25 protein-coding genes and 2 pseudogenes are annotated in these 24,031 nt (G+C 34.3%); 13 read left to right on the top strand and 14 right to left on the bottom strand.

The window, feature by feature from the left end:
* The first annotated feature begins 23 nt into the window (after positions 1–23).
* The 4 genes from ACZZZT_RS03410 (at position 24) to proC (ending at position 3,532) form a co-directional block, all read left to right on the top strand.
* Positions 24–335, top strand: a complete 312-nt coding sequence (locus ACZZZT_RS03410; RefSeq protein ID WP_042563531.1) for a DUF4286 family protein — start codon at positions 24–26, stop codon at positions 333–335.
* A gap of 201 nt (positions 336–536) precedes the next feature.
* Complete coding sequence (gene rsmA / locus ACZZZT_RS03415; protein ID WP_042563631.1) at positions 537–1,322, top strand: 16S rRNA (adenine(1518)-N(6)/adenine(1519)-N(6))-dimethyltransferase RsmA; 786 nt, start codon at positions 537–539, stop codon at positions 1,320–1,322.
* Complete coding sequence (mgtE, locus tag ACZZZT_RS03420; RefSeq protein ID WP_042563528.1) at positions 1,306–2,655, top strand: magnesium transporter; 1,350 nt, start codon at positions 1,306–1,308, stop codon at positions 2,653–2,655. The genes rsmA and mgtE overlap by 17 nt, the downstream gene beginning before the upstream one ends.
* A 100-nt stretch (positions 2,656–2,755) precedes the next feature.
* Entirely contained in the window at positions 2,756–3,532 is a 777-nt protein-coding gene (gene proC / locus ACZZZT_RS03425; protein WP_463459410.1) for a pyrroline-5-carboxylate reductase, read from the top strand.
* A 224-nt stretch (positions 3,533–3,756) separates the two neighbouring features.
* Here the strand turns inward: proC and ACZZZT_RS03430 are convergent, their stop codons facing one another.
* The 4 genes from ACZZZT_RS03430 to ACZZZT_RS03445 form a co-directional block, all read right to left on the bottom strand.
* Positions 3,757–4,176, bottom strand: coding sequence for a c-type cytochrome (locus tag ACZZZT_RS03430; protein WP_463459411.1), 420 nt, complete (start codon positions 4,174–4,176; stop codon positions 3,757–3,759).
* Positions 4,177–4,244: 68 nt separating this feature from the next.
* Positions 4,245–4,766: a hypothetical protein gene (locus ACZZZT_RS03435; RefSeq protein ID WP_463459412.1), complete on the bottom strand. Its 522-nt coding sequence runs from the start codon at positions 4,764–4,766 to the stop codon at positions 4,245–4,247.
* Positions 4,767–4,771: 5 nt separating this feature from the next.
* Positions 4,772–5,914 (bottom strand): Na+/H+ antiporter NhaA, encoded by a 1,143-nt coding sequence (gene nhaA, locus ACZZZT_RS03440; protein WP_463459413.1) that lies wholly within the window; start codon positions 5,912–5,914, stop codon positions 4,772–4,774.
* Positions 5,915–5,917: 3 nt separating this feature from the next.
* Positions 5,918–6,610, bottom strand: coding sequence for an aspartate/glutamate racemase family protein (locus tag ACZZZT_RS03445; protein WP_463459414.1), 693 nt, complete (start codon positions 6,608–6,610; stop codon positions 5,918–5,920).
* Between the two features lie 104 nt (positions 6,611–6,714).
* Between ACZZZT_RS03445 and ACZZZT_RS03450 the strand changes: the two genes are divergently transcribed.
* The 5 genes from ACZZZT_RS03450 (at position 6,715) to ACZZZT_RS03470 (ending at position 9,157) form a co-directional block, all read left to right on the top strand.
* The gene (locus tag ACZZZT_RS03450; RefSeq protein WP_463459415.1) at positions 6,715–7,662 is read left to right on the top strand and encodes a 2-hydroxyacid dehydrogenase; all 948 of its coding nucleotides are present in this window, start codon (positions 6,715–6,717) and stop codon (positions 7,660–7,662) included.
* A gap of 227 nt (positions 7,663–7,889) precedes the next feature.
* Entirely contained in the window at positions 7,890–8,126 is a 237-nt protein-coding gene (locus ACZZZT_RS03455; protein ID WP_463459416.1) for a DUF805 domain-containing protein, read from the top strand.
* On the top strand, positions 8,105–8,314 hold the full coding sequence (locus ACZZZT_RS03460; protein WP_463462374.1) for a DUF805 domain-containing protein: 210 nt from the start codon (positions 8,105–8,107) through the stop codon (positions 8,312–8,314). Before ACZZZT_RS03455 ends, ACZZZT_RS03460 begins: the two co-directional genes overlap by 22 nt.
* A 26-nt stretch (positions 8,315–8,340) precedes the next feature.
* A complete protein-coding gene (locus tag ACZZZT_RS03465) occupies positions 8,341–8,718 on the top strand; it encodes a DUF4234 domain-containing protein (protein ID WP_042563521.1) in 378 nt (125 codons plus the stop codon).
* Positions 8,693–9,157: a DUF2752 domain-containing protein gene (locus tag ACZZZT_RS03470; RefSeq protein ID WP_042563520.1), complete on the top strand. Its 465-nt coding sequence runs from the start codon at positions 8,693–8,695 to the stop codon at positions 9,155–9,157. The genes ACZZZT_RS03465 and ACZZZT_RS03470 overlap by 26 nt, the downstream gene beginning before the upstream one ends.
* Positions 9,158–9,581: 424 nt before the next feature.
* On the opposite strand, the gene ACZZZT_RS03475 is transcribed toward ACZZZT_RS03470, so the two are convergent.
* The 3 genes from ACZZZT_RS03475 to ACZZZT_RS03485 all read right to left on the bottom strand — a co-directional run bounded on the left by ACZZZT_RS03475 (position 9,582) and on the right by ACZZZT_RS03485 (position 13,499).
* Positions 9,582–10,307, bottom strand: coding sequence for a hypothetical protein (locus ACZZZT_RS03475; RefSeq protein WP_463459417.1), 726 nt, complete (start codon positions 10,305–10,307; stop codon positions 9,582–9,584).
* Positions 10,308–10,748: 441 nt separating this feature from the next.
* A complete protein-coding gene (locus ACZZZT_RS03480) occupies positions 10,749–11,471 on the bottom strand; it encodes a hypothetical protein (RefSeq protein ID WP_463459418.1) in 723 nt (240 codons plus the stop codon).
* A gap of 225 nt (positions 11,472–11,696) precedes the next feature.
* Positions 11,697–13,499: a GNAT family N-acyltransferase gene (locus ACZZZT_RS03485; protein WP_073394322.1), complete on the bottom strand. Its 1,803-nt coding sequence runs from the start codon at positions 13,497–13,499 to the stop codon at positions 11,697–11,699.
* Positions 13,500–13,616: 117 nt separating this feature from the next.
* On the opposite strand from ACZZZT_RS03485, the gene ACZZZT_RS03490 reads away from it, so the two are divergent.
* The 3 genes from ACZZZT_RS03490 to ACZZZT_RS03500 all read left to right on the top strand — a co-directional run bounded on the left by ACZZZT_RS03490 (position 13,617) and on the right by ACZZZT_RS03500 (position 16,710).
* The gene (locus ACZZZT_RS03490; RefSeq protein WP_302093975.1) at positions 13,617–14,378 is read left to right on the top strand and encodes an exodeoxyribonuclease III; all 762 of its coding nucleotides are present in this window, start codon (positions 13,617–13,619) and stop codon (positions 14,376–14,378) included.
* Between the two features lie 145 nt (positions 14,379–14,523).
* Complete coding sequence (locus ACZZZT_RS03495; protein WP_463459419.1) at positions 14,524–15,465, top strand: OmpA family protein; 942 nt, start codon at positions 14,524–14,526, stop codon at positions 15,463–15,465.
* Positions 15,466–15,672: 207 nt separating this feature from the next.
* Positions 15,673–16,710, top strand: coding sequence for an aldo/keto reductase (locus ACZZZT_RS03500; protein ID WP_463459420.1), 1,038 nt, complete (start codon positions 15,673–15,675; stop codon positions 16,708–16,710).
* Between the two features lie 251 nt (positions 16,711–16,961).
* On the opposite strand, the gene ACZZZT_RS03505 is transcribed toward ACZZZT_RS03500, so the two are convergent.
* From ACZZZT_RS03505 to panC, 7 genes and pseudogenes are all read right to left on the bottom strand, one after another.
* The gene (locus ACZZZT_RS03505) at positions 16,962–18,926 is read right to left on the bottom strand and encodes a transglycosylase domain-containing protein (protein WP_463459421.1); all 1,965 of its coding nucleotides are present in this window, start codon (positions 18,924–18,926) and stop codon (positions 16,962–16,964) included.
* Positions 18,927–19,010: 84 nt separating this feature from the next.
* Positions 19,011–20,371: pseudogene (gene radA / locus ACZZZT_RS03510) on the bottom strand (DNA repair protein RadA).
* A complete protein-coding gene (locus ACZZZT_RS03515) occupies positions 20,371–21,006 on the bottom strand; it encodes a hypothetical protein (RefSeq protein WP_463459422.1) in 636 nt (211 codons plus the stop codon). Before ACZZZT_RS03515 ends, radA begins: the two are co-directional and overlap by 1 nt.
* A pseudogene (locus ACZZZT_RS03520) lies at positions 20,970–21,320 on the bottom strand (hypothetical protein); the annotation flags it as partial. The gene ACZZZT_RS03515 and the pseudogene ACZZZT_RS03520, both read right to left, overlap by 37 nt.
* Before the next feature lie 32 nt (positions 21,321–21,352).
* Positions 21,353–21,523, bottom strand: coding sequence for a hypothetical protein (locus ACZZZT_RS03525; RefSeq protein WP_463459423.1), 171 nt, complete (start codon positions 21,521–21,523; stop codon positions 21,353–21,355).
* Positions 21,524–21,888: 365 nt separating this feature from the next.
* Positions 21,889–22,239: an aspartate 1-decarboxylase gene (panD, locus tag ACZZZT_RS03530; protein WP_026727479.1), complete on the bottom strand. Its 351-nt coding sequence runs from the start codon at positions 22,237–22,239 to the stop codon at positions 21,889–21,891.
* Positions 22,240–22,253: 14 nt separating this feature from the next.
* Entirely contained in the window at positions 22,254–23,132 is an 879-nt protein-coding gene (gene panC, locus ACZZZT_RS03535; RefSeq protein ID WP_463459424.1) for a pantoate--beta-alanine ligase, read from the bottom strand.
* A gap of 78 nt (positions 23,133–23,210) precedes the next feature.
* Between panC and ACZZZT_RS03540 the strand changes: the two genes are divergently transcribed.
* A complete protein-coding gene (locus tag ACZZZT_RS03540; protein ID WP_042563509.1) occupies positions 23,211–24,017 on the top strand; it encodes a glycogen/starch synthase in 807 nt (268 codons plus the stop codon).
* Positions 24,018–24,031: the final 14 nt, after the last annotated feature.

A 24,031-nucleotide genomic window follows, 5' to 3' on the forward strand; every position in this document is an offset into this window, starting at 1 on the left:
ATAAACGATTAAACAAGAAAAAAATGATAATTTACAACGTTACCACCAATATACACGAAAGCGTTCACGACCAATGGTTAAAATGGATGCAGGAAAAACACATACCGGAAATTCTGGCAACAGAAAAATTTTCTTCAGCAAGAATTGTTAGGGTTTTAATTGAAGAAGAAATGGGTGGAATTACGTATTCGGTTCAATATACAACAGACAGCAAAGAAACCTTAGAGAAGTATTATCTGGAAGAACAACCAAAATTTGATAGAGAAGCTTTGGAATTATTTGCAGATAAAATGCTTTCTTTCCGAACGGAGTTAGAAGTTATTTCGGAGCATTAATTTTTGAGTTTCAGTAGCAGAAATTGCCCGCTGATTTGACGGATTAAACAGATTTCCGCTGATTTTTAGATTTTAAAATTTGTGTAATTGCTTCGCCTGTTCGCTATCGCTCCGGTTGTGGCAAAAAATAAAAAATAAACTTTGCGTCTTAGTGCCTTCGTGGCAAAAAAACATAGTCCTTCGCGGCAAATAAAAGATAAAATGGAAAAAGTAAAAGCCAAAAAACATTTAGGACAACACTTCCTGAAAGACGAAAGCATCGCAAAAGCAATTGCAGATACTTTGAGCTTAAAAGGATACGATGAGGTTTTAGAAATAGGACCAGGGATGGGTGTGCTGACTAAGTATTTGCTTGATAAACCAATAAATACACACGTAATTGAAATTGATGGAGAATCTGTCGTGTATTTAGGTGAAAATTATCCAAAATTAAAAGATAAGATTATCTCTCAGGATTTCCTGAAATACAATATCAATGAGGTTTACAAAGACAAACAATTTGCTATAATTGGGAACTTTCCATACAATATTTCGACTCAGATCGTTTTTAGGACTTTAGAGTTCAGAGATCAGATTCCGGAGTTTTCCGGAATGTTTCAAAAAGAAGTAGCAGAACGTATTTGCGAGAAAAAAGGATCTAAAGCTTACGGAATCTTATCCGTTTTAGCACAGGCTTTCTATATTACCGAGTATTTGTTTACTGTTGACGAAAATGTTTTTATTCCTCCGCCCAAGGTGAAATCGGGTGTGATGAAAATGACCCGAAAGGAAGATTATAGTCTTCCGTGTGGCGAAAAGTTGTTCTTTACTGTGGTGAAAACTGCTTTTCAGCAAAGACGAAAAACATTACGTAACAGTTTGAAAACATTAAATTTAACTGATGATTTGCGATTAGACACTATCTTTGATAAACGTCCCGAGCAACTTAGTGTAGAAGAATTTATTGAACTGACTCAAAAAATAGAAGCCGATGGAGTTCAAAGTTAGCAAAGAATTAATACATCAATTAGAAGAGCATATTGTTCAGAAAAACGACAAGGAACTTGAAGTTTTATTGAACGATCTGCACCATGCCGATATTGCCGAAATTCTGGATGAACTGGATTTCGACGAAGCAACCTATATTTTCAGGGTTTTAGATAGTGATAAAACAGCAGAAATTCTTCTGGAACTTGAAGATGATTTGCGTGAAAATATCTTAAGCCGACTTTCGCCTAAAGAAATTGCAGAAGAGCTAGATGAGCTTGAAACCAATGACGCAGCGGATATTATCGGTGAACTTTCGCAGGAAATCAAAGCAGAAGTAATCTCTGAAATGCTTGACGTCGAGCACGCAAAAGACATTGTCGATTTGTTGCGTTACGACGAAAATTCTGCCGGTGGTTTGATGGGAAAAGAGTTAGTAAAAGTCAATGAAAATTGGAATGTATTAACTTGCGTGAAAGAAATGCGTATTCAGGCCGAAAACGTGTCAAGAGTACATTCTATTTATGTTGTTGATGACGAAAACCGCTTAAAAGGAAGATTATCACTTAAAGATTTATTGACAACATCAACTAAAACTCAAATTGGGGATATTTATATTCGAAAATTAAATTTCGTAAACGTAGATACCGAAGATGTTGAGGTAGCGCGTATCATGCAAAAATACGATTTGGAAGCCATTCCGGTCGTAGATGAATTGGGCCGTTTAGTTGGTAGAATCACGATTGATGATATCGTAGACGTAATCAAGGACGAAGCCGATAAAGATTACCAATTGGCGGCGGGTATTACACAAGACGTTGAATCTAATGACAGTGTTCTGGAACTGACAAAAGCGCGTTTACCGTGGCTTTTAATCGGAATGGTAATCGAGATTGTAGCTTCTTTTGTTTTGAAAGGAAATGAAGAAATCTTTAAACTCCATTCTACTTTAATTATTTTTGTGCCTTTGCTTTCGGCAACAGCCGGAAATATTGGGGTTCAGGCTTCGGCGATCGTAGTACAGGGTTTGGCAAACGGAACTTTAAAGGAATTTAGCCGTGGTTATTTTACGAAGGAAATTACCGTTTCGATGATTTCCGGAAGTATTATTTCCTTGCTTTTGTTAGGCTATCATTCGATTATGTACCAACAATATTTAGTAGGATTTGCCATTTCAATTTCGATGATTGTCGTTATTTTATTTGCTGCGACTTTAGGAACTTTAGTGCCGCTTTTTCTTCATAAAAATAAAATCGACCCTGCTATTGCAACCGGTCCGTTTATCACAACAACCAATGACGTTTTTGGAATTATGCTCTACTTTGGAGTGGCAAAACTGATTCTTGGATTCTAAGTTTTTTGCAACAAATTAATAGATTACAGTGATTTAAGATCTGTAAAATCTGCGTAATTTGTGGCTGAAAAATAGCTATTAACCAGCCAATAAATAAGAAATGAAAGTACACATAATAGGAGGAGGGAACCTTGGGGTTTCTATTGCCTTGGGAATTGCAAAATTTTCTAAAAATAATCAGGTTACAGTAACGAGAAGAAACATTGCCAGTATTCAGTATTTAACTGAATTTGGAATCACGGTTTCTAACGATAACAAACATAATATTCAGGAAGCCGATGTTGTGGTTTTGACCATAAAACCCTATCAGGTTGATACTGTTTTGGCAGAAATTTTACCGGTAACTGCTGGTAAAACAATTGCTTCGGCAGTAAGCGGCTTGTCTCTTGAAGCGCTTCAGACAAAAACAAATAATGAATATCCGGTTGTTAGAATCATGCCGAATATCGCAGCACAATTTGGAGAATCAGCAACTTGTATTTCTTTCCCTGAAAAGGATAGGGAAAAAGCCTTGCCAATTGTTGATTTGTTCCAGGATTTAGGAACTGCTCCTGTTATCGACGAAAAATTAATGGATGCAGCAACAGTTCTTGGCGCTTGTGGAACAGCTTATGCTTTAAGATATATTAGAGCTTCAATGCAGGCCGGAATCGAAATTGGATTTGATTCTCAAACGGCTTTGGCAATTGCAGCACAAACCGTTAAAGGAGCTGCAAAAATGTTATTAGAGGAGAAAGTACACCCGGAACAATTAATCGATCGTGTAACGACTCCTCAGGGATGCACAATCGTAGGGTTGAACGAAATGGAGCATAATGGTTTCAGTTCATCTTTGATAAAAGGAATCAAGACTTCTTTGAAACAGATTAAAGGATAGGTTTTTAAAGAAATTCCAATATAAAAATTCCAAATTCCAATTCTAATTGGGTTTTGGAATTTTTGTTTAACGCACAGTTTGTCATTTCGACGTAAGGAGAAATCACACTAGAAACTCGACAAAGATTGTCGATTCTGTTTGTAGAATTGCGAGTGTGATTTCTCTTTACGTCGAAATGACAATATTGCTTATAATTGGAGTTTGGAATTTGTTGTTTTTGGAATTTAATAACGTATTCTTGAACAATAATCTATTAATAAAGGAAGATTTTCTTCATTTAAATAATCTTTAAACATCGTTCTGTGATAATCTAATCCTAATTCATCAATTTTAGTACTGTCGATTTTGTGGTTTTTCTCAATCATCCATTTTACAAATACCAGTGAATCTAAGTTGCGAAGTGCCGGTCCGGTACTTTTTGCGTCTAGTTTGTGGCAAGCTGCACAAACAGAATTAAATATTTCTTTTCCTTCAGATTGGTTTTCTGTTAGTTTAGGACTTGATGTTCCACAAAAAGGGACTGGAATTTGACAATTCAAATCAGGCTGCGGGTCTTTAAATGTTGTTATTAGATATAATATTATCCCAACAAGCAAAATGATCAATGTTATAGAAGAAAAAAGTATTTGATTGATTCTTTTCATTTAAAGTAAAATTGGAATTTGGACTCGAGCACTAGCGAACAGGCGAAGCAATTTAAAAGATTGGAATTTTACTTTTTCACTAGCTGAATATACTTCAAACCACATTCAGAAATCTTAGTATAAGAATTCATCGCATTGCCATAATTCTGAATCGTAAGCGTGTCTTTTACATAACTCGCATCAATTCCAACAGGGATTTCTAATTCGGGTTCAGGTTTTGAATCGGCAAGAGAATCATTTTCTTCCTCATTGCTAATATCTCCTTCGTATTCATCCCATTTTATTCCTTCCAGAACCAAATATTTTTCGCCTGATTCATTTGTAGAAAAAGTCGCTTTGCCTTTTACTTTACGAAGATTTGTTTTTAAAAAGTATTGATAACCGTCTTTGTTTTTTGTTATTTCTACAGAAATATCACATTCGGCGGTTTTATAAATCCCTTCAATTGATTCTTCATTTTTATTTATTTCAGCAGAAATTTCGGTTTTAGTAATATCTTTTTCAACGACATTCTCAACTTTTTTATTCGTACAAGCTGAAATTAAAAAAACAGAAAGAATGATATAAACGATTGTAAATACTGGTTTCATCGTAATTAAGCTTTTTTCTTAGACAAGATATATTTGAGATAAACAAATCCGAAAATTCCCGAAAGAAGAGACGCAATCAGAATCGCGATTTTTGAGAAAACAATAACTTCCGGATCTTTAAATGCCAATATTGTAATAAAAATAGACATTGTAAAGCCTATTCCGCCCAACATTCCTGCGCCTAAAATATGCGTCCATTTTAGTTTTTTTGGCAGCACGCAATATCCCGCGCTCACTCCGATAAAAGAGAAAAGTAAAATACCAAGTGGCTTGCCAATAACAAGCCCTAAAATAATACCCAAAGTATTAGGATGATTTAATCCCTGATGCCAGTCAGATCCAATGGCGATGCAGGTATTCGCAACAGCAAACAAGGGCAAAATAATAAAGGCAACCGGTTTATGTAAAAAGTGTTGTAATTTGTATGAAACTGATTTTTCGCCGCCATCTCCAAACGGAATCACAAATGCCAATATAACGCCGGTGATAGTGGCATGAACTCCTGAATTCAGCATAAAATACCACATTGCAACTCCGCCAATTAAATACGGAATTAGGTTGTGAATTTTCATTCTGTTCAACACAAACAAGAATGCCCAAATTCCTAAGGCAATTGCAAGGTTTACAAAAGCGATAGAAGTGGTGTAAAAAATAGCAATTACAATGATAGCGCCCAAATCATCAATTACGGCAAGTGCTGTTAAAAACACCTTCAATGATGGCGGAACTTTATCGCCTAAAAGCGATAAAATTCCAATCGCAAATGCAATATCTGTAGCCATAGGAATTCCGGCTCCGTTTTGAGTATTTGTTCCGTAATTTAAAGCCAGAAATATGGCTGCAGGAACCAGCATGCCTCCAAAGGCCGCCATAATAGGTAAAGATGCATTTTTTATACTTGATAATTCCCCATGATAAATTTCGCGTTCTAATTCTAAACCAATCAATAAAAAGAAAATCGTCATTAAACCATCGTTGATCCAATGTGTGATCGAATGCCCGCCTAAATCTGTTTCCCACAAAGCAATATATTCTGTCTGTAAAGAAGAGTTGGCAAGACCCAGCGAAAGTATAGTGACAAAAAGCAGTAAAAGACCTCCTGATTTTTCGTTTTCAAAAAAAGCTTTAAAAGTTTTCGTTAGTTTCATATTTTATTTTAATGCAAATTCAACAGCTTTTTTGGCGTGAATTTCTGCAGTGTTAAACAATTCGGCAGTAGTAAATTCATTGGTAATTAAGAGTTCAATTTCTGTACAGCCTAATATAATTCCTTCTGCACCTCTATCAATTAAATCAGATATTATTTCTAAAACAATATTTCTTGATTCACTATTTACAATTCCTTTTACCAGTTCATCGTATATAATTCCATGTATTGCTGCTCTTTGGGTTTCATTTGGAATTATGGTTTCTATTTGATGCCTGTTTAATAAACGGCCTTTAAAAAAATCCTGTTCCATAGTAAATGATGTTCCTAATAAGCCCACTTTTTTAAAATTCTTTTCTTTAATTTTTTGAGCGGCAGCATCACCAATATGAATTAATGGAATCGAAACACTGGCTTCTATTTCGTCAGATAATTTATGCATCGTGTTTGTACATAATATGATAAAATCGGCACCGCCTTTTTCAAGATTTTGAGCGGCTTCAACCATTAATTCGCCTAGTTTTTTCCAGTTTCCTTCTTTTTGCAGTAAGGCAATTTCATTAAAATCTACAGAATATAATATGCATTTTGCAGAATGTACACCACCTAGTTTCTCCTGCGTCGTTCGATTTATTATTTGATAATATAACGAAGAACTTTCCCAGGACATTCCGCCAATTAAGCCAATTGTTTTCATAAATCCCTTTTATGCGAATTTACGCATTTCTTCCCAAATTCATTTTGTTAAAATAATAAAGGCTATTTTTTGTTACTTTGTTTTCCTAATAAAGTTTTTAATTTATGAGTACTAAAATTCTACATATCGACAGCAACCATCCCATACTTTGGGCGCAATTAGAAGAAGCCGGTTTTGAAAATCAAGCTGATTTTAAATCATCAAAAGAAGAAGTCGAAGCAAAAATTCAGGATTATAACGGAATCGTAATTCGCAGCCGTTTTAAAATCGATAAAACGTTTCTGGATAAAGCAACCAATTTACAGTTTATTGCCAGAGTTGGCGCGGGTTTAGAAAGTATCGATTGTGACTATGCCGAAGCAAAAGGAATACACTTAATAGCGGCTCCGGAAGGTAATCGCAACGCTGTTGCAGAACATTCACTTGGTGTAATTTTGTCATTATTTAATAATTTAAATCAGGCCGACGCCGAAATAAAAGCGGGACACTGGAATCGCGAAAGTAATCGCGGTCACGAACTAGACGGTAAAACAGTTGGAATTATTGGTTATGGAAACATGGGTAAGGCTTTTGCTAAAAAACTTCGCGGTTTTGAGGTAGAGGTTTTATGTTATGATATTTTGGATAATGTAGGCGACGAAAATGCAAAACAAGTTTCATTACAAGAATTACAGCAAAAAACGGATGTTTTGAGTTTACATCTTCCGTGGACTCCTGAAACAGACAAAATGGTTGATGCTAATTTTATTAATGCATTTTCTAAGCCCTTTTGGATAATAAATACTTCGCGTGGCAAAAACATTGTTACGGCAGATTTGGTCGAAGCTATGAAGGTTAAAAAAGTTCTGGGAGCAGGATTGGATGTTCTGGAGTATGAGAAATTATCTTTTGAAACCCTTTTTCAGGATAAAAATACGCCGGAAGCTTTTCAGTATTTATTACAAGCCAAGAATGTTTTATTGACTCCGCATATTGCAGGGTGGACATTCGAAAGTCATGAAAGGCTGGCACAGGTTATTGTAGATAAGATTAAAAAAGTTTATTCTAAGTAAATTGAATAAGTAAATTGAAAATTTTAATATTTCTGCAGAAAAGTCACTATTTACAGTTATTTCGATTGAAGTTGTAATAACAATCCTTTTCTTTTTAAAAGTAATTTCTATAATTAGTTTTTAAGATAATTTTTTGTTAATATTGTTTCGAATTTTAACAAAATTTTTAAAAAGGAGAAGCCGAAAATCCAAAAGACGAGGCATTAAACTAACTAATTTTATTAATTATGATTGAATGGTACAAAAAAGTGGTTTTTGAAAACTATGCAAACTTTAAAGGTCGCGCCAGAAGAAGCGAATATTGGTATTTTGCACTAGCAAATGGATTAATTTCTATTTTATTAATTGTTATTGGAGCCATCATTGGAGCAATTTTTGGCGATGCGGTTACAGGAGGAATAATTGGATATGCTTTTTTGGTCTTTATACCCTTGCAACGATTATACCAACTCTGGCTGCTGTAGTGAGAAGATTGCACGACGTTGGAAAAAGCGGCTGGTTTTATTTTATCTGCCTGGTTCCGCTTGTTGGAAGTATCTGGTTGCTTATTTTGTTGTTTACAGAAGGTGATTCAGGTCCAAATGATTATGGACAAGATCCTAAAAACAATATCGAAGAAATTAATGAAATTGGAAAAGTTGAATTACAATAATAATAACTAAATATAAATAATAGAAAATGGAATTACAAGAAACATCAAACAATTTTAATGAGCCAATCCCAGTATTTAAAGTGGACCCTATTATGGTTTTACTTTTTGGATTTTTATCATGTGGATTGTATTTAATTTATTGGAACATTAAAGTTGCAGAGGTTTTTAATGCTGTAGCCAAAAAAGAAGTTATTTCGCAGCCAATTGCAATTTTTGCAGGATGTTGTATGCCGGTAAATATTTATTTTTATTATTTAGCAGGAAAAGAAGCTTTGCCAAAAGTGTATGAGCAAACAGGTGAACTTCAAAAAGATCAGTCTACTTTATTAATTGTTTTAGGATTCTTTTTTCCTATTGCAGCAGCAATGATTGTACAAGGTGACATCAACAGATTATACAAATAATAGTAGAATAAAACGTAAAATTTACGGAATTATCGGTGCAGCAATTACACTGATAGTTCCGTTTTTTTTAATGCTCAATAATCATAACGACCATTTAGAGTCAGATCAGTCTTTTTGTCCTTTTAAAATGGTTACGGGATTTCCCTGTCCTGGTTGTGGTATTACAAAATCACTGGTTTATTTTTATCAGGGAGATTTATACAAATCTATTAGTTACCACATTTTAGGGCCTTTTGTAATTGCTTTTTGCTGGGTAACTATTATTGTGTTAGTAACAGAAATTATTACTAAAAAAGAATATTTTACAGGATTATTATACAATAAAAAACTAGCCTATAGATTGGCTTATTTTTTAGCTATTTATCATTTTATACGATTGATTCTTTTTGTAAAAAACAATTCAATTGATGATATAATGCATCAGTCGATTTGGTTTTAAAAATAAAAAAATCCCATTCAGTCAAGAATGGGATTTTTTTATGTTTCTAAATAATAGGTTTTCTTTTTCTGGTATGCCTTTTTTTAATACAATAATGGCTTATTAGGTACAAAATTAATGCTTGAGGCCTCTAGTTTTGTTTCAGATTTAAAAGGTCGTATAAAGCTTTCTAAAACTATAAAACTGATTGCTCATCATAAATTAGTTTTAAATAAAAATTGTAATTAAAAAAATCCCATTTGCTAACGTAAATGGGATTTTTTATTTTGCCTGTATAGAGAGTGTAAAAAAAGAGCCAGAAAACTGTATGTTCTCTGGCTCTTTTATTTTTTGATTGGCCTTATAAAAGCTAGGTGTAGTACCTTAAGATTGTATTATCAACAACAACAACCAAATTTGTTCGCTTTTTTATTGTAACGTATTTTTATTGTAGTTTCTCAATAAAGATAATAACCTGAGCAGGAACTATTGGTATATTTAGCCCAGTATTAGCATTAATTTGCGCATTACAAATTAGTGATACACGGTAAATTTCTTGTGAATTATGCAAGGTAATCATTAAGTTATACGTATCACGGTTAGCGGGGGTGACACCTTGTCCAGTTGCCACGTACCATGTATTTGCTCCTGCTGAGGTGGTTCTCCAGTTAGCAAAATAATTTCCACCGGCACCTGATACTTCACCAAAGGCAGTAACCTGATTTGGGACTTTTGTTTGAAATTCAATCGAGTTAGCAGAACCTGTGCTACCGCTGTTAAATCGAATTGATAGATTACCAATAGTAGTGATAGAATTTAGAGATGTCTGCGCATTAATTGGTGTTGAAGTACGAGCATATTGTATTGTCTTAATATCAGGTGATGTAGTGATTGCAACACCATCTATAGTTCCTACAACACCATTTGCGTCGACAACTACAGTTTTAACTGCGCTGTAAGTTTGATCTTTTGCAGTAGATGCAGTACCGTCAGTTTTTGTAGTAATTGCATTTGTTGCTCCATTTAATGGAAGACTTCTTAAACGGGTTGTTCCGTTTACGTCTAGCGACTCGGTTGGTGCTTTTACATTAACACCTAGTTTGTTGTTTGTTTGAGAGTACCCAAAAGCACAACATAAGATAAAAAGTGAAGAAAGTACTTTGTTTTTCATATTAATTTAATTTACTGATTAATAATTTTTTTCAAATTTTTAGGTTGTCAACCACACTAAAAAGTCTAATGTTTTAAGTATTAAGACTTAATCAAAGTTGAGACGGCAAAATTAGCTTATGTTTTCAGTGCGATATCACCTCTAAAAGCTTTTAGAGTTGTACTATAAGGCAAATAACTAAGTTGTTGTAATGGAGATCTTAATATGAAATTATAAACGAAAAAGGATATGAATTTAGTTCTATAGAAAAAGCCTGAACTATATTAGGCCTGCTGAGCGTTTCTGTAAGTATCTGTCGGAATTATATAGATAATAAGATATTCAAAATACATAAATAAAAAAGCCCCAACAAATGGGGCTTTTAAAATTCTGGATAATTTACTTTGTATTGGAAGTTTTTCTCGAGATTTCCATTAATAGTAGTGATCATGCATGCTTTTGTTATTGTAGTTTCTCAATAAAAATAATAACCTGAGCTGGCACTGATGGCACTCCACCGCTCGCAGCTATAGAACCATTGCAAATTAATGATACACGATAGATTTCTTGTGAATTATGCAATGTTATCATTAAGTTATACGTATCCCGGTTAGCGGCGGTGACGCCTTGTGCAGTTGCCTGGTACCATGTATTTGCAGCAGCAGCAGTGGTTCTCCAGTTAGCAAAGTAATTTCCACCAGCACCGGAGACTTCAGCAAATGCCGTAACCTGATTTGCTACTGAGGTATTAAATTCAATCCAGTTACCGCTGCCGGTAGTTGTACTGTTAAAGCGTATTGATAAAATACCAATTGTAGTGACAGAATTTACAGGTGTCGATGCATTTATTGGTGTTGCGACACGGGCATATTGTATTGTCTTAATAGTTGGCGCTGTCGTAATGGCTATTCCGTCAATAGATCCAACAACTCCATTTGCATCGACTACTAAAGTCTTAACGGCGTTAAATGTCTGGTCTTTTGCAGTCGATACTGTACCATCTGGTTTTGTATAAATAGCATTCGGGTTTCCGTTTGCCGGAATGTCTCTTACACGAGCTGTTCCGTTTACATCAATTATTTCGGTAGGTGTTGTGGTAGTAAAACCTACTTTATTGTTTGTTTGTGAATGTACACAACAATAACAACATATAATAAAAACCGAAGAAAGTGTTTTGTTTTTCATATTATTCAGTATTAATGATTTGTATTTATTTTTAAACTGCAATGAGGCAACAAAAATTCAATATTCAAAAAATAGATAATAGGCGAAAAAATGGTATGTTCTTCATATAGCATTACCTTCTAAAGGTTTTTAGGGAAACCTTTAGGGTAATAGATAAGATAATTTAGGCTTTTATTGTGCGTTTAGGTAGTACTGTAAAAATCAGCGTATAATTTAAATAGTGTATTAGTCTTCTTTTTCAGATAGTTTACGTTCCAGTTCTATTTGAAATTCTTCGATAACCGGTTTCATTGTGCTTTCCGGAATATCTGCAATGCGAATGTACATTAAACCGTCGATCGCATTATTAAACAACGGATCAACGTTAAAAGCAACTACACGGGCATTTTGTTTGATGTATTTTTTAATTAAAACCGGCAAACGTAAATTTCCTGGTTCTAATTCGTCAATAATTTTGTCAAACTTATTAAGATCCGATTCGGCTTCATCAAAAATAAAGTCTTTGTCAGCGTCTTTTAGTTTTACTTTGTATGCTTTTTTAGGATGAATGTACTGTGCGATATAAGGATCGTAATAATTCGATTTCATAAACTCGATCATCAATGATTTCGAGAAATCAGAGAATTGATTACTGATACTTACTCCACCCAATAAATACTTATGTTCAGGATAACGTAATGTTGTATGAATAATACCTTTCCATAATAAAAACAAAGGCATTGGTTTTTGCTGATATTCTTTAACGATAAAAGCGCGTCCCATTTCGATAGATTTATGCATCATATCGTGCAATTCCGGTTCAAATCTAAAAAGGTCATTTAAATAAAAACCTTCAAGACCATATTTCGGATAAATTTCAGATCCCAATCCCATACGATATGCACCTGCAATTCGTTTGGTTTCATCATCCCACAAAAACATATGGTGATAATATTGGTCAAATTTGTCTAAATCAATAGATTCGTTTGTTCCCTCACCAACTTCACGGAAAGTGATTTCGCGCAAACGTCCAATTTCATGTAAAATGTTAGGAACAGATTTCGCTGTTGCAAAAAACACTTCGTAGTTTTTACTTTGCAGTAAACGGCAATCGCTGTTTCTTAACGCATTTACCTCGTCAATCATTTTTGATTCGTTTGCCGGAGTAACGATTTTTTTTGGTGCTTTCGGAATTTTTAAACTTGCTGTATCAATCAGTTTGCTGTCCTTTTCAAAAGGATTGGCAAGCATATAGGTTTTCTTTCTTAAAAATTCTGAATACTCTTCAAACGATTCAATTTCGTTTTGCTCGTTTACCGAAATCGGCTTACCAATACGAACTTTAATAACACGATCTCTCTGCGTCAATAATTCCGATGGTAATTTTGCAGTACGTAAAGTATCGTCAATTTTAGAAAGCCAATAGAATAATCTGCTATTTTTAGCGTGAAAATAAATGGGTACAACCGGAACTTTTGCTTTTCTAATCAATTTCAAAGCACCTTCTTCCCAAGGCTTATCTACTACTAATTTACCATCTTTATAGGTTGAAACTTCCCCGGCAGGGAAAATCCCCAACGGTTTTCCGTCACTTAAATGGCGTAAAGTTTCTTTAATTCCCACCACACTCGATTTTGCATCCTTATGATTTTCAAAGGGATTAACCGGCATGATATATTTTTTAAGCGGAACAATTCTATGTAATAAAAAGTTGGCTATAATCTTGAAATTAGGCTCTCTTTCAAGCATTAATTTCAATAATAAAATACCGTCAATTCCTCCAAGCGGATGATTTGATATGGTAATATAAGCGCCATCTTTAGGTAAACGTTTTAAATCTTCTTCAGGAATTTCAAATTTGATTTCCATTTCATCCAAAATTCCGTTTAAAAACGCGACATCCTCTAAATGTTTGTTATGATCGTAAATTTTATTAAGGGTAGAGATCTTAAGAACCTTCATAAGAATCCAGCCTGAAAAAGTACCAAGAACCCCGTACTTCTCAACATTTATTGCCTTTGCAACTTCTTTCGCGGTAACTAAACCCATGTACTATTTTTAATTTATTAGAGCAGCGAACAAAGATAACAAAAAACTCTACTTTTCGTTGATACAAATGCAAACTTTCCACTTTTTTATTACATTTGGGTTCCTAAAAAAACTTGAATGAAAATTATTTCTTATAATGTAAACGGAATCAGAGCGGCAATTACAAAAGGATTTATAGAATGGCTGCAACAAGCCAATCCTGATGTTATTTGTCTTCAGGAGATAAAAGCGACACAAGAGCAAATTCCCGTTGAAGCAATTACCGATGCCGGTTACCCATATCAATATTATTATCCGGCTACCAAAAAAGGATATAGTGGCGTGGCTATCTTATCTAAAATAAAACCTAATAATGTCGTTTTCGGAACCGGAATTCAGCATATGGATTTTGAAGGTCGCAACCTTCGTGCTGATTTTGATGATTGTTCGGTAATGAGTTTATACCTTCCATCGGGAACTAATATTGAAAGACTTGATCATAAATTTATGTTTATGGATGATTTTCAAAACTACATCAACGAACTTAAAATCACGATTCCAAACCTGATTATTTGTGGTGATTACAATATTTGCCACGAAGCGATCGATATTCATGATCCGGTTCGTAATAAAACTGTTTCAGGATTTTTGCCTGCAGAGCGCGCCTGGCTTGACGGGTTTATAAAATCAGGTTTTATAGATAGTTTCCGTCATTTCAACAAAGATCCGCATCATTATTCATGGTGGAGTTATCGTGCCGGAGCCCGTGGAAACAACAAAGGCTGGCGTATCGATTATAATTTAGTAAGCGATTCATTAGGACACAGATTAAAGCGTGCTGTAATTTTACCAGATGCAGTGCATTCAGATCATTGTCCGGTTTTAGTTGAAATCGAATAAGTTTGGTATTGTTATTGTTAAAAGAATAGCAGTTTTAAGGTGAGTTTTGGAATTTGGAATTTATTTTTTGGAATTTTAATAGCACTCCGTAAAACAAGAAATTTTGAATTATTAATAAGCCCCAAATAAAAACCAAAAAAATAAGATGATTAAAAAAGCCTCCATTGGATTGCTAGTAGTAGCTTTATCCATGACTTCGTGTGTTTCTAAGAAAATTTACAATGATCTTGAATCTAAATATTCAGATCTGAAAAAAGAAAATCGCTCCATTGCTGATCAAAATGCAGATTTGCAAAAAGCTAAAAATCAATTAGAATTAGATCGTGATAAATTAACAAAAGATTTGGCAGGCACAAAAGACGATCTTGCAAAACAAAAAGCAGATCTTGCCGCTGAACAAAAAAATAAAGTGCTGCAGGATTCCTACAATGCATTGGAGAAAAACAGCAATGATGCATTAGAAAGCAATATGGCTAAAAACCGTGAATTGCTGGCACAATTAGAAGCAAAATCTAAAAAACTGGCCGAAGAACAAGCTCGCCTTGATAAAACGGCAAATCGTTTAAACGAACTTGAAGCTATGATTGCGGCCAAAGAAGCGGCAATGAAAAAACTAAAAGAAACTTTATCGAAAGCCTTAAACGGTTTTGAAGGAAAAGGTTTGACAGTAGAACAGAAAAACGGAAAAGTTTATGTTTCTATGGAAAACAAATTGCTTTTTAATTCAGGAAGCTGGGCTGTTGGTACCGAAGGTAGAAAAGCAGTTGTAGAGTTAGGAAAAGTTCTTGGAGATAATCCTGATCTTTCGGTTCTTATTGAAGGACATACAGATGATGATCCGTATGCAGGTTCAGGACCAATTGCAAACAACTGGGATTTGTCTACAAAAAGAGCAACAGCAATTGTAAATATTTTGAGTGAAAACACTAAAATCAACAAACAAAAACTAACAGCAGCAGGTCGTAGCGAATTCTCTCCATTGGCAAGCAACGCCACTCCGGAAGGAAAAGCGAAAAACCGCAGAATCGAAATCATCTTAACACCAAGATTAGATGAAATCGCGGAAATGCTTAATAGTATAAACTAAGTTTTTTAGTTACAAAGGTTCAAAGGAACAAAGGCTCAGAGTTTTAAACTTTGAGCCTTTTTAGTTTTTTTGAGTTCATCCAGAGCTTTGCAAACTCAATTCTATTAAAAATAATTTTGTACCTTTTTTAACTTTTGTGTTATTTTCCATTGGATGCTCCCTTTGTACCTTTGAGCCTCTGTTCCTTTGAACCTTAAAAATAAAAAAATGAAATACACAACTTTACCCAACACCGATATAAAAGTTAGTAAAATCTGTCTCGGAACCATGACTTTCGGGCAACAAAATACAGAAGCAGAAGGTCATGCCCAAATGGATTATGCTCTTGAACGCGGAATTAACTTTTTTGATACTGCCGAAATGTATTCGGTTCCGGCAAGTGAAGCAACTTACGGAAGTACAGAAAAAATTATCGGCACATGGTTTAAAAAATCAGGAAATCGCGAGAAAGTAGTTTTGGCTTCAAAAATTGCAGGGCCAAATGCGAATTTTGGCTATATGCGCGAAAAACTGGATTTTTCTCCTGCAAGTATTAAATATGCTTTAGATAATAGTTTAAAACGTCTGCAAACAGATTATATAGACTTGTATCAAATGCATTGGCCAGAACGTAAAACCAATACTTTTGGTCAGCGTGCTTTTAAAGTTCAGGATGATGCGTGGGAAGATAACTTCAGAGAAGTTCTGGAAACTTTTGACGGTTTAATTAAAGAAGGAAAAATAAAGCACATCGGCGTATCAAATGAAAATGCCTGGGGAATGATGCGTTTTCTGGAAGAAAGCAAATATCAAAATTTGCCAAGAATCAAAACCGTTCAAAATCCGTATAATTTATTGAACCGTCTTTTTGAAGTAGGTTCAGCAGAAGTTGCAATCCATGAGAATGTTGGTTTGTTAGGATATTCACCTTTAGGATTTGGAACATTGACTGGCAAATTTTTAACCGGAGAAGAACATCCAAAAGCCAGGGTTAAACTTTTTCCGCAATATACGCGTTACGGAAGCGAACAATGTACACAAGCAACAAAATTATATCAGGAAATCGCCCATAAACACGGATTAACGTTAACGCAATTATCAATGGCTTTTGTGTTGCATCAGCCATTTTTAACCAGTGCCATTATCGGAGCTACAACATTGGAACAATTAAAAGAAAATATTGATACGATTGATGTTGTACTTTCAAAACAAATTTTAGCCGAAATTGATAAAGTTCAGGCTATTATTCCTGATCCTGCTCCATAAGTTATTGCCACGAAGGCGCTAAGACACAAAGATTTATTATTTATTCGCATTTTGTGTCATTTCGACCGGAGGGAGAAATCACACTAGAAGCTCGACAAAGATTGTAGATTCTCTTTGTAGATTCTCTTTGTAGATTCTCTTTGTAGATTCACGAGTGTGATTTCTCCCTTCGGTCGAAATTGACAATACTTTGTCTATAAACTAAAGTTTAACCTGAAACTTTGTGCCTTAGTGCCTTTGTGGCAAATCGTTTACAAATCAAATTCTTCCTCCATCGCCAAAGAATCATTTTTAATTGCAGTTGAATCCGGAGCTTTGATTCGTATTAATGAACGCGCATTTCCGGAAATATAAACGGGAAACTGGCCAATCGTATCTTCAGGAACTAAAAGACCTCGACGAAACATTAAGTTTCTTAAGAATTTTTGATTTTTTACGGCATAATCTTTTAGATTTCCTTCATCATTAAACTGATACATAAATTTTCTTGGCTTCGGAATAATAGTAGCCAGAAATAAACATTCGTCTACATTTAAAGCTGAAGGGCTTTTTTGGAAATAAAATTGACTTGCTTCACCAATTCCATATACATTTGGTCCCCATTCGATAATGTTGAAATAAACTTCAAGCATTCTTTCTTTGCTTACAACACGATTATTTTCTAGGATATAAACCAAGAGAATTTCTTCAAGCTTTCGCGAAAGTGTTTTTTCACGGGTTAGAAATACGTTTTTAATCAATTGCATACTGATTGTACTGGCGCCGCGAGAGAATTTTTTCGTTCTGATATTTTTCAGAATAGATTGTTTGAAGGCTTCATTAATAAATCCGCGATGCGAAAAGAAAGAAGGATCTTCTGTCGTCAATACTGATTTTCGTAAATAAGGCGAAATTTGGTCTAAAGGTGTATAATTGGGATTTGCACTTCCAACCAAAACCGGACGCTGCAACACATTCTGAATGATAGCGCGATAAACAAATTCTCTGTTTAATTTATTAAGATCGGCTTCACCATATTTCGTGATTCTTAGATCTTGTTTGTTTAGTTTACTGTCAAAAACTAAAGTATTAGGTTTGTTTTTATTGAATTTGAAATCCAATTTATAATCGAAATTTCCGGTAGCTTCCATTCCCTGAAAATGGGTAAACAATCCGTCGGGCAAGGAAACAATAAAATCCTGTGCCTGCATCTTCGGAATCTCAACTTGTAAAGTATAAACCGTGTCTTTTTCCGTATTATACGAAACGTAAGGTTTCACTTTTATTTTGTTCAATTGCATTGTAGAAGTGCTGTCGATCGAAATAAAATCATCACCAAGTAAAAAACGATAATCAAAACGGGCATTTTTAATTACAACATCTTTACTGGCTATTTTGGGATGATTGATTTTTAAATTGGTAATAGAAGTATAACCATCAATATGCAATTCACTTCCGTCCTTATCAATATTGGCAACGTTTAATCGAATAGAATCAAAGCTTGCCTTGAAATTGTAACGTTCGTCAAGATACGGAACGCGAATGGCTCCGGTATCAAGATTAAAAAACCGGATGTCTGCTTTTTTATTTCTTGGGTCAGCAAATCCTTTAATATTCCATTTTTGATCAAAATTTTTGCTTTGAACATGAAGATTCGTTTCCAGCTGTTTATTGTCTAAAACGAGTTTATTGATCTCAATAGAGGCTTTTTTACCATTATCATCAATTTTAAAATTCAGGTTTTCCAGCTTCATGTCTGTTGGAACTAAATTTAATAGCTTTGAAATGATTCGGTAAGCAAAAGTGGCGTATTTGCGTTTTTCGTTTGTATCAGAATCTGATTTATCTCTTTTTAGAAAAGCATCAAAATTGCGAACCTTTCCTTTTTTAACCAATTGAATATAACCATCGTTGATTTTTAAGGTTCCAACCTGAACATCTCCAATTAATAAATTGGATAAACTAATACTAGTTTCTATTTTTTGAATGTGGCAAAGCGTGTCCGCATTATTAGGAACTAAAATAACATCAGTTAATTTGATTCCGGATAATCCTTCAAATGAAGCTGATTTTACAGAAAATTTACTGTCATATTCTGTATTCATTTTCAAGGTAACTTTTGCAATGGCTTGTTTTAAAAGTGAATCGCGAAAAAAGTAAAGACCTAAAAAAAGCACTACCAATACCAGGGCAAGTATTAGAAGTGCTTTTAATATTTTTTGTTTTGGAAATTTCATAAAGTAGGTTTATAAAAATTTAAAGGAATGCTTTTGCTACGAATTTCGCTAATTTAATTTGTGAAATTCGTGGCAAACAAAAATTTAACCAAAAAGAAAACTGGCAACATCTTCAATCTTGGCAACAAGTTCAATTTTGATTCCTGTGTTTTTTAAGGCAATTTTATTGTATTTTGAAACAAAGATAGTATTGAATCCTAGTTTTTCGGCTTCCTGAATACGTTGATCTACGCGATTTACAGGTCGGATTTCTCCGGATAAACCAACTTCGCCGGCAAAACAAAAGCCTTTCGTAATCGGAATATCTTCATTTGATGATAAAATAGCCGCAACAACCGCTAAGTCAATTGCCGGATCATCAACAGAAATTCCTCCGGTAACATTCAGGAAAACATCTTTTGCACCTAAACGAAATCCGGCTCTTTTTTCTAAAACAGCCAAAATCATATTTAGCCTTTTGGCGTTGTAACCAGTAGTACTGCGCTGCGGCGTTCCGTAAACTGCGGTGCTTACCAAAGATTGAATTTCGATCATTAACGGGCGCATGCCTTCCATGGTTGTAGCAATCGCAGTTCCCGACATTTCTTCGTCTTTGTGCGAAATTAATATTTCTGACGGATTGCTTACTTCTCGTAAACCGCTTCCCAGCATTTCATAAATTCCCAGTTCGGCAGTAGAACCAAAACGGTTTTTTAGCGAACGCAGAATTCGGTAAACATGATTTCTGTCGCCTTCAAACTGCAAAACCGTATCAACCATATGTTCCAGGATTTTTGGTCCTGCGATATTTCCGTCTTTTGTAATATGTCCAATCAATATAACTGGAATATTGGTTTCTTTGGCAAACTTGATCAGTTCGGCAGTTGTTTCTCTAATTTGAGAAATACTTCCGGCTGTCGATTCAATATAATCTGTATGTAAAGTCTGGATTGAATCTATAATTACAATCTCTGGCTGGATGGCTTCAATTTGTTTGAATATATTTTGCGTTTTTGTTTCCGTCAAAATATAGCAGTTGTCGCTATTTGGCGTTATTCTTTCGGCACGCATTTTTATTTGTTTCTGACTTTCTTCTCCGGAAACATATAAAGTTTTATAAGGCAGTTTTAAAGAAATTTGCAGCAAAAGCGTACTTTTTCCAATTCCCGGTTCACCTCCTAAAAGTGTCAGAGAGCCAGGAACAATTCCGCCGCCTAAAACACGATTCAATTCGCCATCAGTTGTATCCATTCGAATTTCCTGAGCCGAATCAATTTCATTAATTTTTAAAGGTCGCGGTGCTTTACTTGTAGAAGTTGGTTCGCTTTTCCAGGCAACTTTTTCCTGCTTCTGAATAATTTCTTCGGCAATAGTATTCCATTCCTTGCAGGCATTGCATTGCCCTTGCCATTTGGCATATTGGGTTCCGCAATTCTGGCAAAAAAGGAAGTTTTAACTTTAGACATTATTTGGTTTTTTTAGCAAGCGTATTCATTTCGTCGATTTTCTCGTACATCACATCTTTATTCAAATCCCCAATTGGTTCCATTTGCGATGCATTTTGATATTTTTTTGAAGCTCTTTTAGGATCTCCCATTTTTTCGTACATCAATCCTAATTCATATTCGCCCAACATGGCTTTTGGATAATTTACGTTTCCAATTTCGGCCATTTTGCCTAATTCATCATACGCATTTTTTTTAAGGATAAGGTTTTCAATTATTTTGAAATCACTCATTCTCACCGGAATCTGAACGCCTAAAACTTTAGACATCGTGTTGTATTTATTTTCTAAATAATCAGCATATCCTGTTTCAAGAACAGCAATTTTATCATTGTATTCTGCTGAATTAATAGGTTTGTATACTTCAAAAATTTGGTACAAAGCACTCGGAATTGCATGTAAAACCTGAGTGTAATGTGTAGTGCCTTTAAATAAATCGTATTTGTAGTTTACCAGAGGATTATTGGCAAGTTTAATATTGCTGTCTAATTTTTCTATTGGTTCTTTGATTTTTTTATTGTCACCATCTGCAGCAGATAAATAGTAAAATACAGGTTCTGTTACTTTTGCAAATTTCTCCGGAATTCGAACTTCCATTTTAGGAGCCAATTCTGGACTAAAACAAATATAAGCGTTAAACAACGGTTGTTCTTTGTACAAATAAAAGTTGACAAAACTTGCTGTAAGATCATGACCGGCAATAATTCTAAAAGGCGAAGTGCGGTATTTTTTTCGATATAGGGAACTAATTCTGCACCAACAAATTCGAAAAACTCTGCGCCTTTTTCAAAAGGAAGTCCTTCATTTTGGTCAATAGTGGTGTCGTCTTCTCTTTCGTCGTTTTTATTTTGATGAATACCAATGATAATCATTTCGGGCAAATCACCCCAATAAGTACCATAACTTACAGCGCCAGAAAAAGGATCAAATAAATAATCGCCGTCTAATAAATATAAAACAGGATATTTTTTTCAGGATTGGCTTCGTAAGATTCCGGAAGTCCGATTGTAATTCTTCGTTCTTCTCCAAGTTTTTCAGATTTAATGTTATCGAATTTCTTCTGGGCAAAAGCCGAGATGGAAATTAAAGCAAATAGTAAGTAAACTTTTCTCATGATTTGGGGTATTTCAGTGGATTAAAAAGTATTGAAATAGTGTAGCAATATAACATTTTATTTGCTTTTTTATTATTGTAGGAATTTTAAAAACAGAAAAGAAGATTTTGGTCTGTAATGTATAATCATTTAACCCCAAAGAACGCAAAGATTTACGCAAAGTTAAAGATAAAGCTTTGCGAACTTTGTGTTTGCTCAACAAAAACTGAATAAAAATTTTGCGAGCTTTGTGGTTAATTTTTTTATCACTCAGCAACTTTTGAATCGATCCTTTAAAATCAATTTTGAATTTAAGCCAATAAAATACTGTTTGTACCATCAAAATTGGAACAAACTAAAAGTAGATTTAGGTGTAAAAGGAAAGCTTACGTTAGCGAATTATCATTTTCATTTGGAAAAATGATCCATGGTTTGAAGGTTTTAGCTTCTTCAAATTCCAGGGTTGCATAGGATATAATAATGATAATATCGTCTTTTTGAACTTTTCTGGCTGCAGGACCATTCAGTGTAATTTCACCTGAATTTTTTTCTCCTTTAATAGCGTAAGTTTCAAAACGTTCACCATTATTGATATTTACAATAGATACTTTTTCGCCTTCAATTATGTTTGAAGCTTCTAGTAAAGTTTCATCAATAGTAATGCTGCCAATATAATTTAAATCGGCGCCGGTTACTTTTACTCGATGAATTTTAGATTTTATAACTTGAATTTGCATGTTGCAAAGGTAAATTAATTTAATGAAATGGTGTCAATCAACCTAATAGAATTAACAAATACTGCTATAAATGCGCGGTAATTTTTGCCTTCTCTTTTAAGATCGATAGGTAATAATGTAGATTCATCAGCAATTACGAAATATTCCAATTCAAACTTTTCATTTTCTTTGAAAGAATTTTCTACAAATTCAATTGTTTCTTCCGGACTTTTTGTTTTGAATATTTCTTTTGCTTCGGTTAAAGTTTTATAGATAATCGCAGCTTCTTTTCTTTCTTCGGGAGTTAAGCGTTCATTTCTGGAACTCATTGCCAATTGGTTTTCTTCTCTAAAAATAGGGCAGCCTACAACATTTACCGGCAAATGATTTTTTTCGACCATTTTTTTAACGATCTGCAATTGCTGAAAATCTTTTTCGCCAAAATAAGCATTTGTAGGAGTTACGATTTCAAATAGTCTTTTTACGATCGTGCCAACACCATTAAAGTGTCCGGGTCTGAATTTTCCTTCCATTTGATTTTCCAATCCGTCAAAATCAAAATCCTGCGAAACCGTATTTCCTTCGTATATGTCTTCTACAGAAGGAGCATAGAGAATCATTTTATCGCTCAAACCACGCATTTTTTTTACATCTTCTTCTAAAGTCCTGGGGTATTTTTCCAGATCTTCGGGATTGTTAAATTGAGTTGGGTTTACGAAAATACTTACTACAGTATCGTCGTTTTCTTTAAGGGATCTTTGCATTAAAGCCAGATGCCCTTGGTGTAAAGCACCCATTGTAGGAACAAACCCGATGGTCGAATTTGCCGTTTTGATAGTTTTTAAATAGGCTATCAAAGCTACTTTACCGTAGAAAATATGCATGTTGGTAATATTAAAATTTAGTGCAAACATAATATATTAGTTATAAACTGCATAAATTTTTGTAATTTTGCAACGTTTTTATTACCAAAAATTAAGTAAAATACTATTATGAAAGATAAGAGGATATTATATGTATCATCTGAAGTCGTGCCTTATTTGGCTGAAAATGAAGTTTCTTTAATGTCTTATGACGTTCCCAAAATGATTAATGATCAGGGAGGTCAGATAAGAATTTTCATGCCAAGATATGGAAATATCAACGAAAGAAGACACCAGTTGCATGAAGTTATTAGACTTTCAGGAATGAATTTGGTAGTGAACGACTTAGATATGCCATTGATTATTAAGGTAGCTTCAATTCCTAAAGAAAGAATTCAGGTTTATTTTATTGATAATGATGAATATTTCAAACGTAAAGCAACTTTTGCTGACGAAGAGGGAGCACTGTACCCTGATAATGACGAAAGAGCAATATTTTTTGCAAAAGGAGTTGTTGAAACAGTAAAAAAACTAAATTGGGTTCCGGATATTATTCACGTTCATGGCTGGCTGGCTGCTATGTTGCCAATTTACATGAAACATTACTATAAAAACGAAGCTTTATTTTCTGAAACAAAAATCGTAACATCTGTTTACGGGCAATCTTTTGATGAAAATTTAGATTTAGAAATGATTAATAAGGTGAAATTTGACGGTGTTCCTCACGAAGCAATTGCTGATTTGGAAACTCCAAATTATGAGAATGTTCTAAAGGCGAGTATATTACATTCTGATGCTGTTATCATTGCATCTGAAAATGTATCGCCAAGTTTAACAAAATTTATAGAATCTTCAGGAAAACCTTTTTTACCTTTCGCCACGAAAGATGCATTCGCAGAAGCGTATACAAATTTCTACAAAACGATGGGTCTTTAAATTTTAATTTTATT

Source organism: Flavobacterium sp. AC274 (assembly GCF_979258275.1).

Bases quoted from the DNA above. Each gene is read 5' to 3' on its own strand.
- ACZZZT_RS03410 (WP_042563531.1), top strand. From the start codon at position 24: ATGATAATTTACAACGTTACCACCAATATACACGAAAGCGTTCACGAC.
- rsmA (WP_042563631.1), top strand. From the start codon at position 537: ATGGAAAAAGTAAAAGCCAAAAAACATTTAGGACAACACTTCCTGAAA.
- mgtE (WP_042563528.1), top strand. From the start codon at position 1,306: ATGGAGTTCAAAGTTAGCAAAGAATTAATACATCAATTAGAAGAGCAT.
- proC (WP_463459410.1), top strand. From the start codon at position 2,756: ATGAAAGTACACATAATAGGAGGAGGGAACCTTGGGGTTTCTATTGCC.
- ACZZZT_RS03430 (WP_463459411.1), bottom strand. From the start codon at position 4,176: ATGAAAAGAATCAATCAAATACTTTTTTCTTCTATAACATTGATCATT.
- ACZZZT_RS03435 (WP_463459412.1), bottom strand. From the start codon at position 4,766: ATGAAACCAGTATTTACAATCGTTTATATCATTCTTTCTGTTTTTTTA.
- nhaA (WP_463459413.1), bottom strand. From the start codon at position 5,914: ATGAAACTAACGAAAACTTTTAAAGCTTTTTTTGAAAACGAAAAATCA.
- ACZZZT_RS03445 (WP_463459414.1), bottom strand. From the start codon at position 6,610: ATGAAAACAATTGGCTTAATTGGCGGAATGTCCTGGGAAAGTTCTTCG.
- ACZZZT_RS03450 (WP_463459415.1), top strand. From the start codon at position 6,715: ATGAGTACTAAAATTCTACATATCGACAGCAACCATCCCATACTTTGG.
- ACZZZT_RS03455 (WP_463459416.1), top strand. From the start codon at position 7,890: ATGATTGAATGGTACAAAAAAGTGGTTTTTGAAAACTATGCAAACTTT.
- ACZZZT_RS03465 (WP_042563521.1), top strand. From the start codon at position 8,341: ATGGAATTACAAGAAACATCAAACAATTTTAATGAGCCAATCCCAGTA.
- ACZZZT_RS03475 (WP_463459417.1), bottom strand. From the start codon at position 10,307: ATGAAAAACAAAGTACTTTCTTCACTTTTTATCTTATGTTGTGCTTTT.
- ACZZZT_RS03480 (WP_463459418.1), bottom strand. From the start codon at position 11,471: ATGAAAAACAAAACACTTTCTTCGGTTTTTATTATATGTTGTTATTGT.
- ACZZZT_RS03485 (WP_073394322.1), bottom strand. From the start codon at position 13,499: ATGGGTTTAGTTACCGCGAAAGAAGTTGCAAAGGCAATAAATGTTGAG.
- ACZZZT_RS03490 (WP_302093975.1), top strand. From the start codon at position 13,617: ATGAAAATTATTTCTTATAATGTAAACGGAATCAGAGCGGCAATTACA.
- ACZZZT_RS03495 (WP_463459419.1), top strand. From the start codon at position 14,524: ATGATTAAAAAAGCCTCCATTGGATTGCTAGTAGTAGCTTTATCCATG.
- ACZZZT_RS03500 (WP_463459420.1), top strand. From the start codon at position 15,673: ATGAAATACACAACTTTACCCAACACCGATATAAAAGTTAGTAAAATC.
- ACZZZT_RS03505 (WP_463459421.1), bottom strand. From the start codon at position 18,926: ATGAAATTTCCAAAACAAAAAATATTAAAAGCACTTCTAATACTTGCC.
- ACZZZT_RS03515 (WP_463459422.1), bottom strand. From the start codon at position 21,006: ATGGAAGTTCGAATTCCGGAGAAATTTGCAAAAGTAACAGAACCTGTA.
- ACZZZT_RS03525 (WP_463459423.1), bottom strand. From the start codon at position 21,523: ATGAGAAAAGTTTACTTACTATTTGCTTTAATTTCCATCTCGGCTTTT.
- panD (WP_026727479.1), bottom strand. From the start codon at position 22,239: ATGCAAATTCAAGTTATAAAATCTAAAATTCATCGAGTAAAAGTAACC.
- panC (WP_463459424.1), bottom strand. From the start codon at position 23,132: ATGTTTGCACTAAATTTTAATATTACCAACATGCATATTTTCTACGGT.
- ACZZZT_RS03540 (WP_042563509.1), top strand. From the start codon at position 23,211: ATGAAAGATAAGAGGATATTATATGTATCATCTGAAGTCGTGCCTTAT.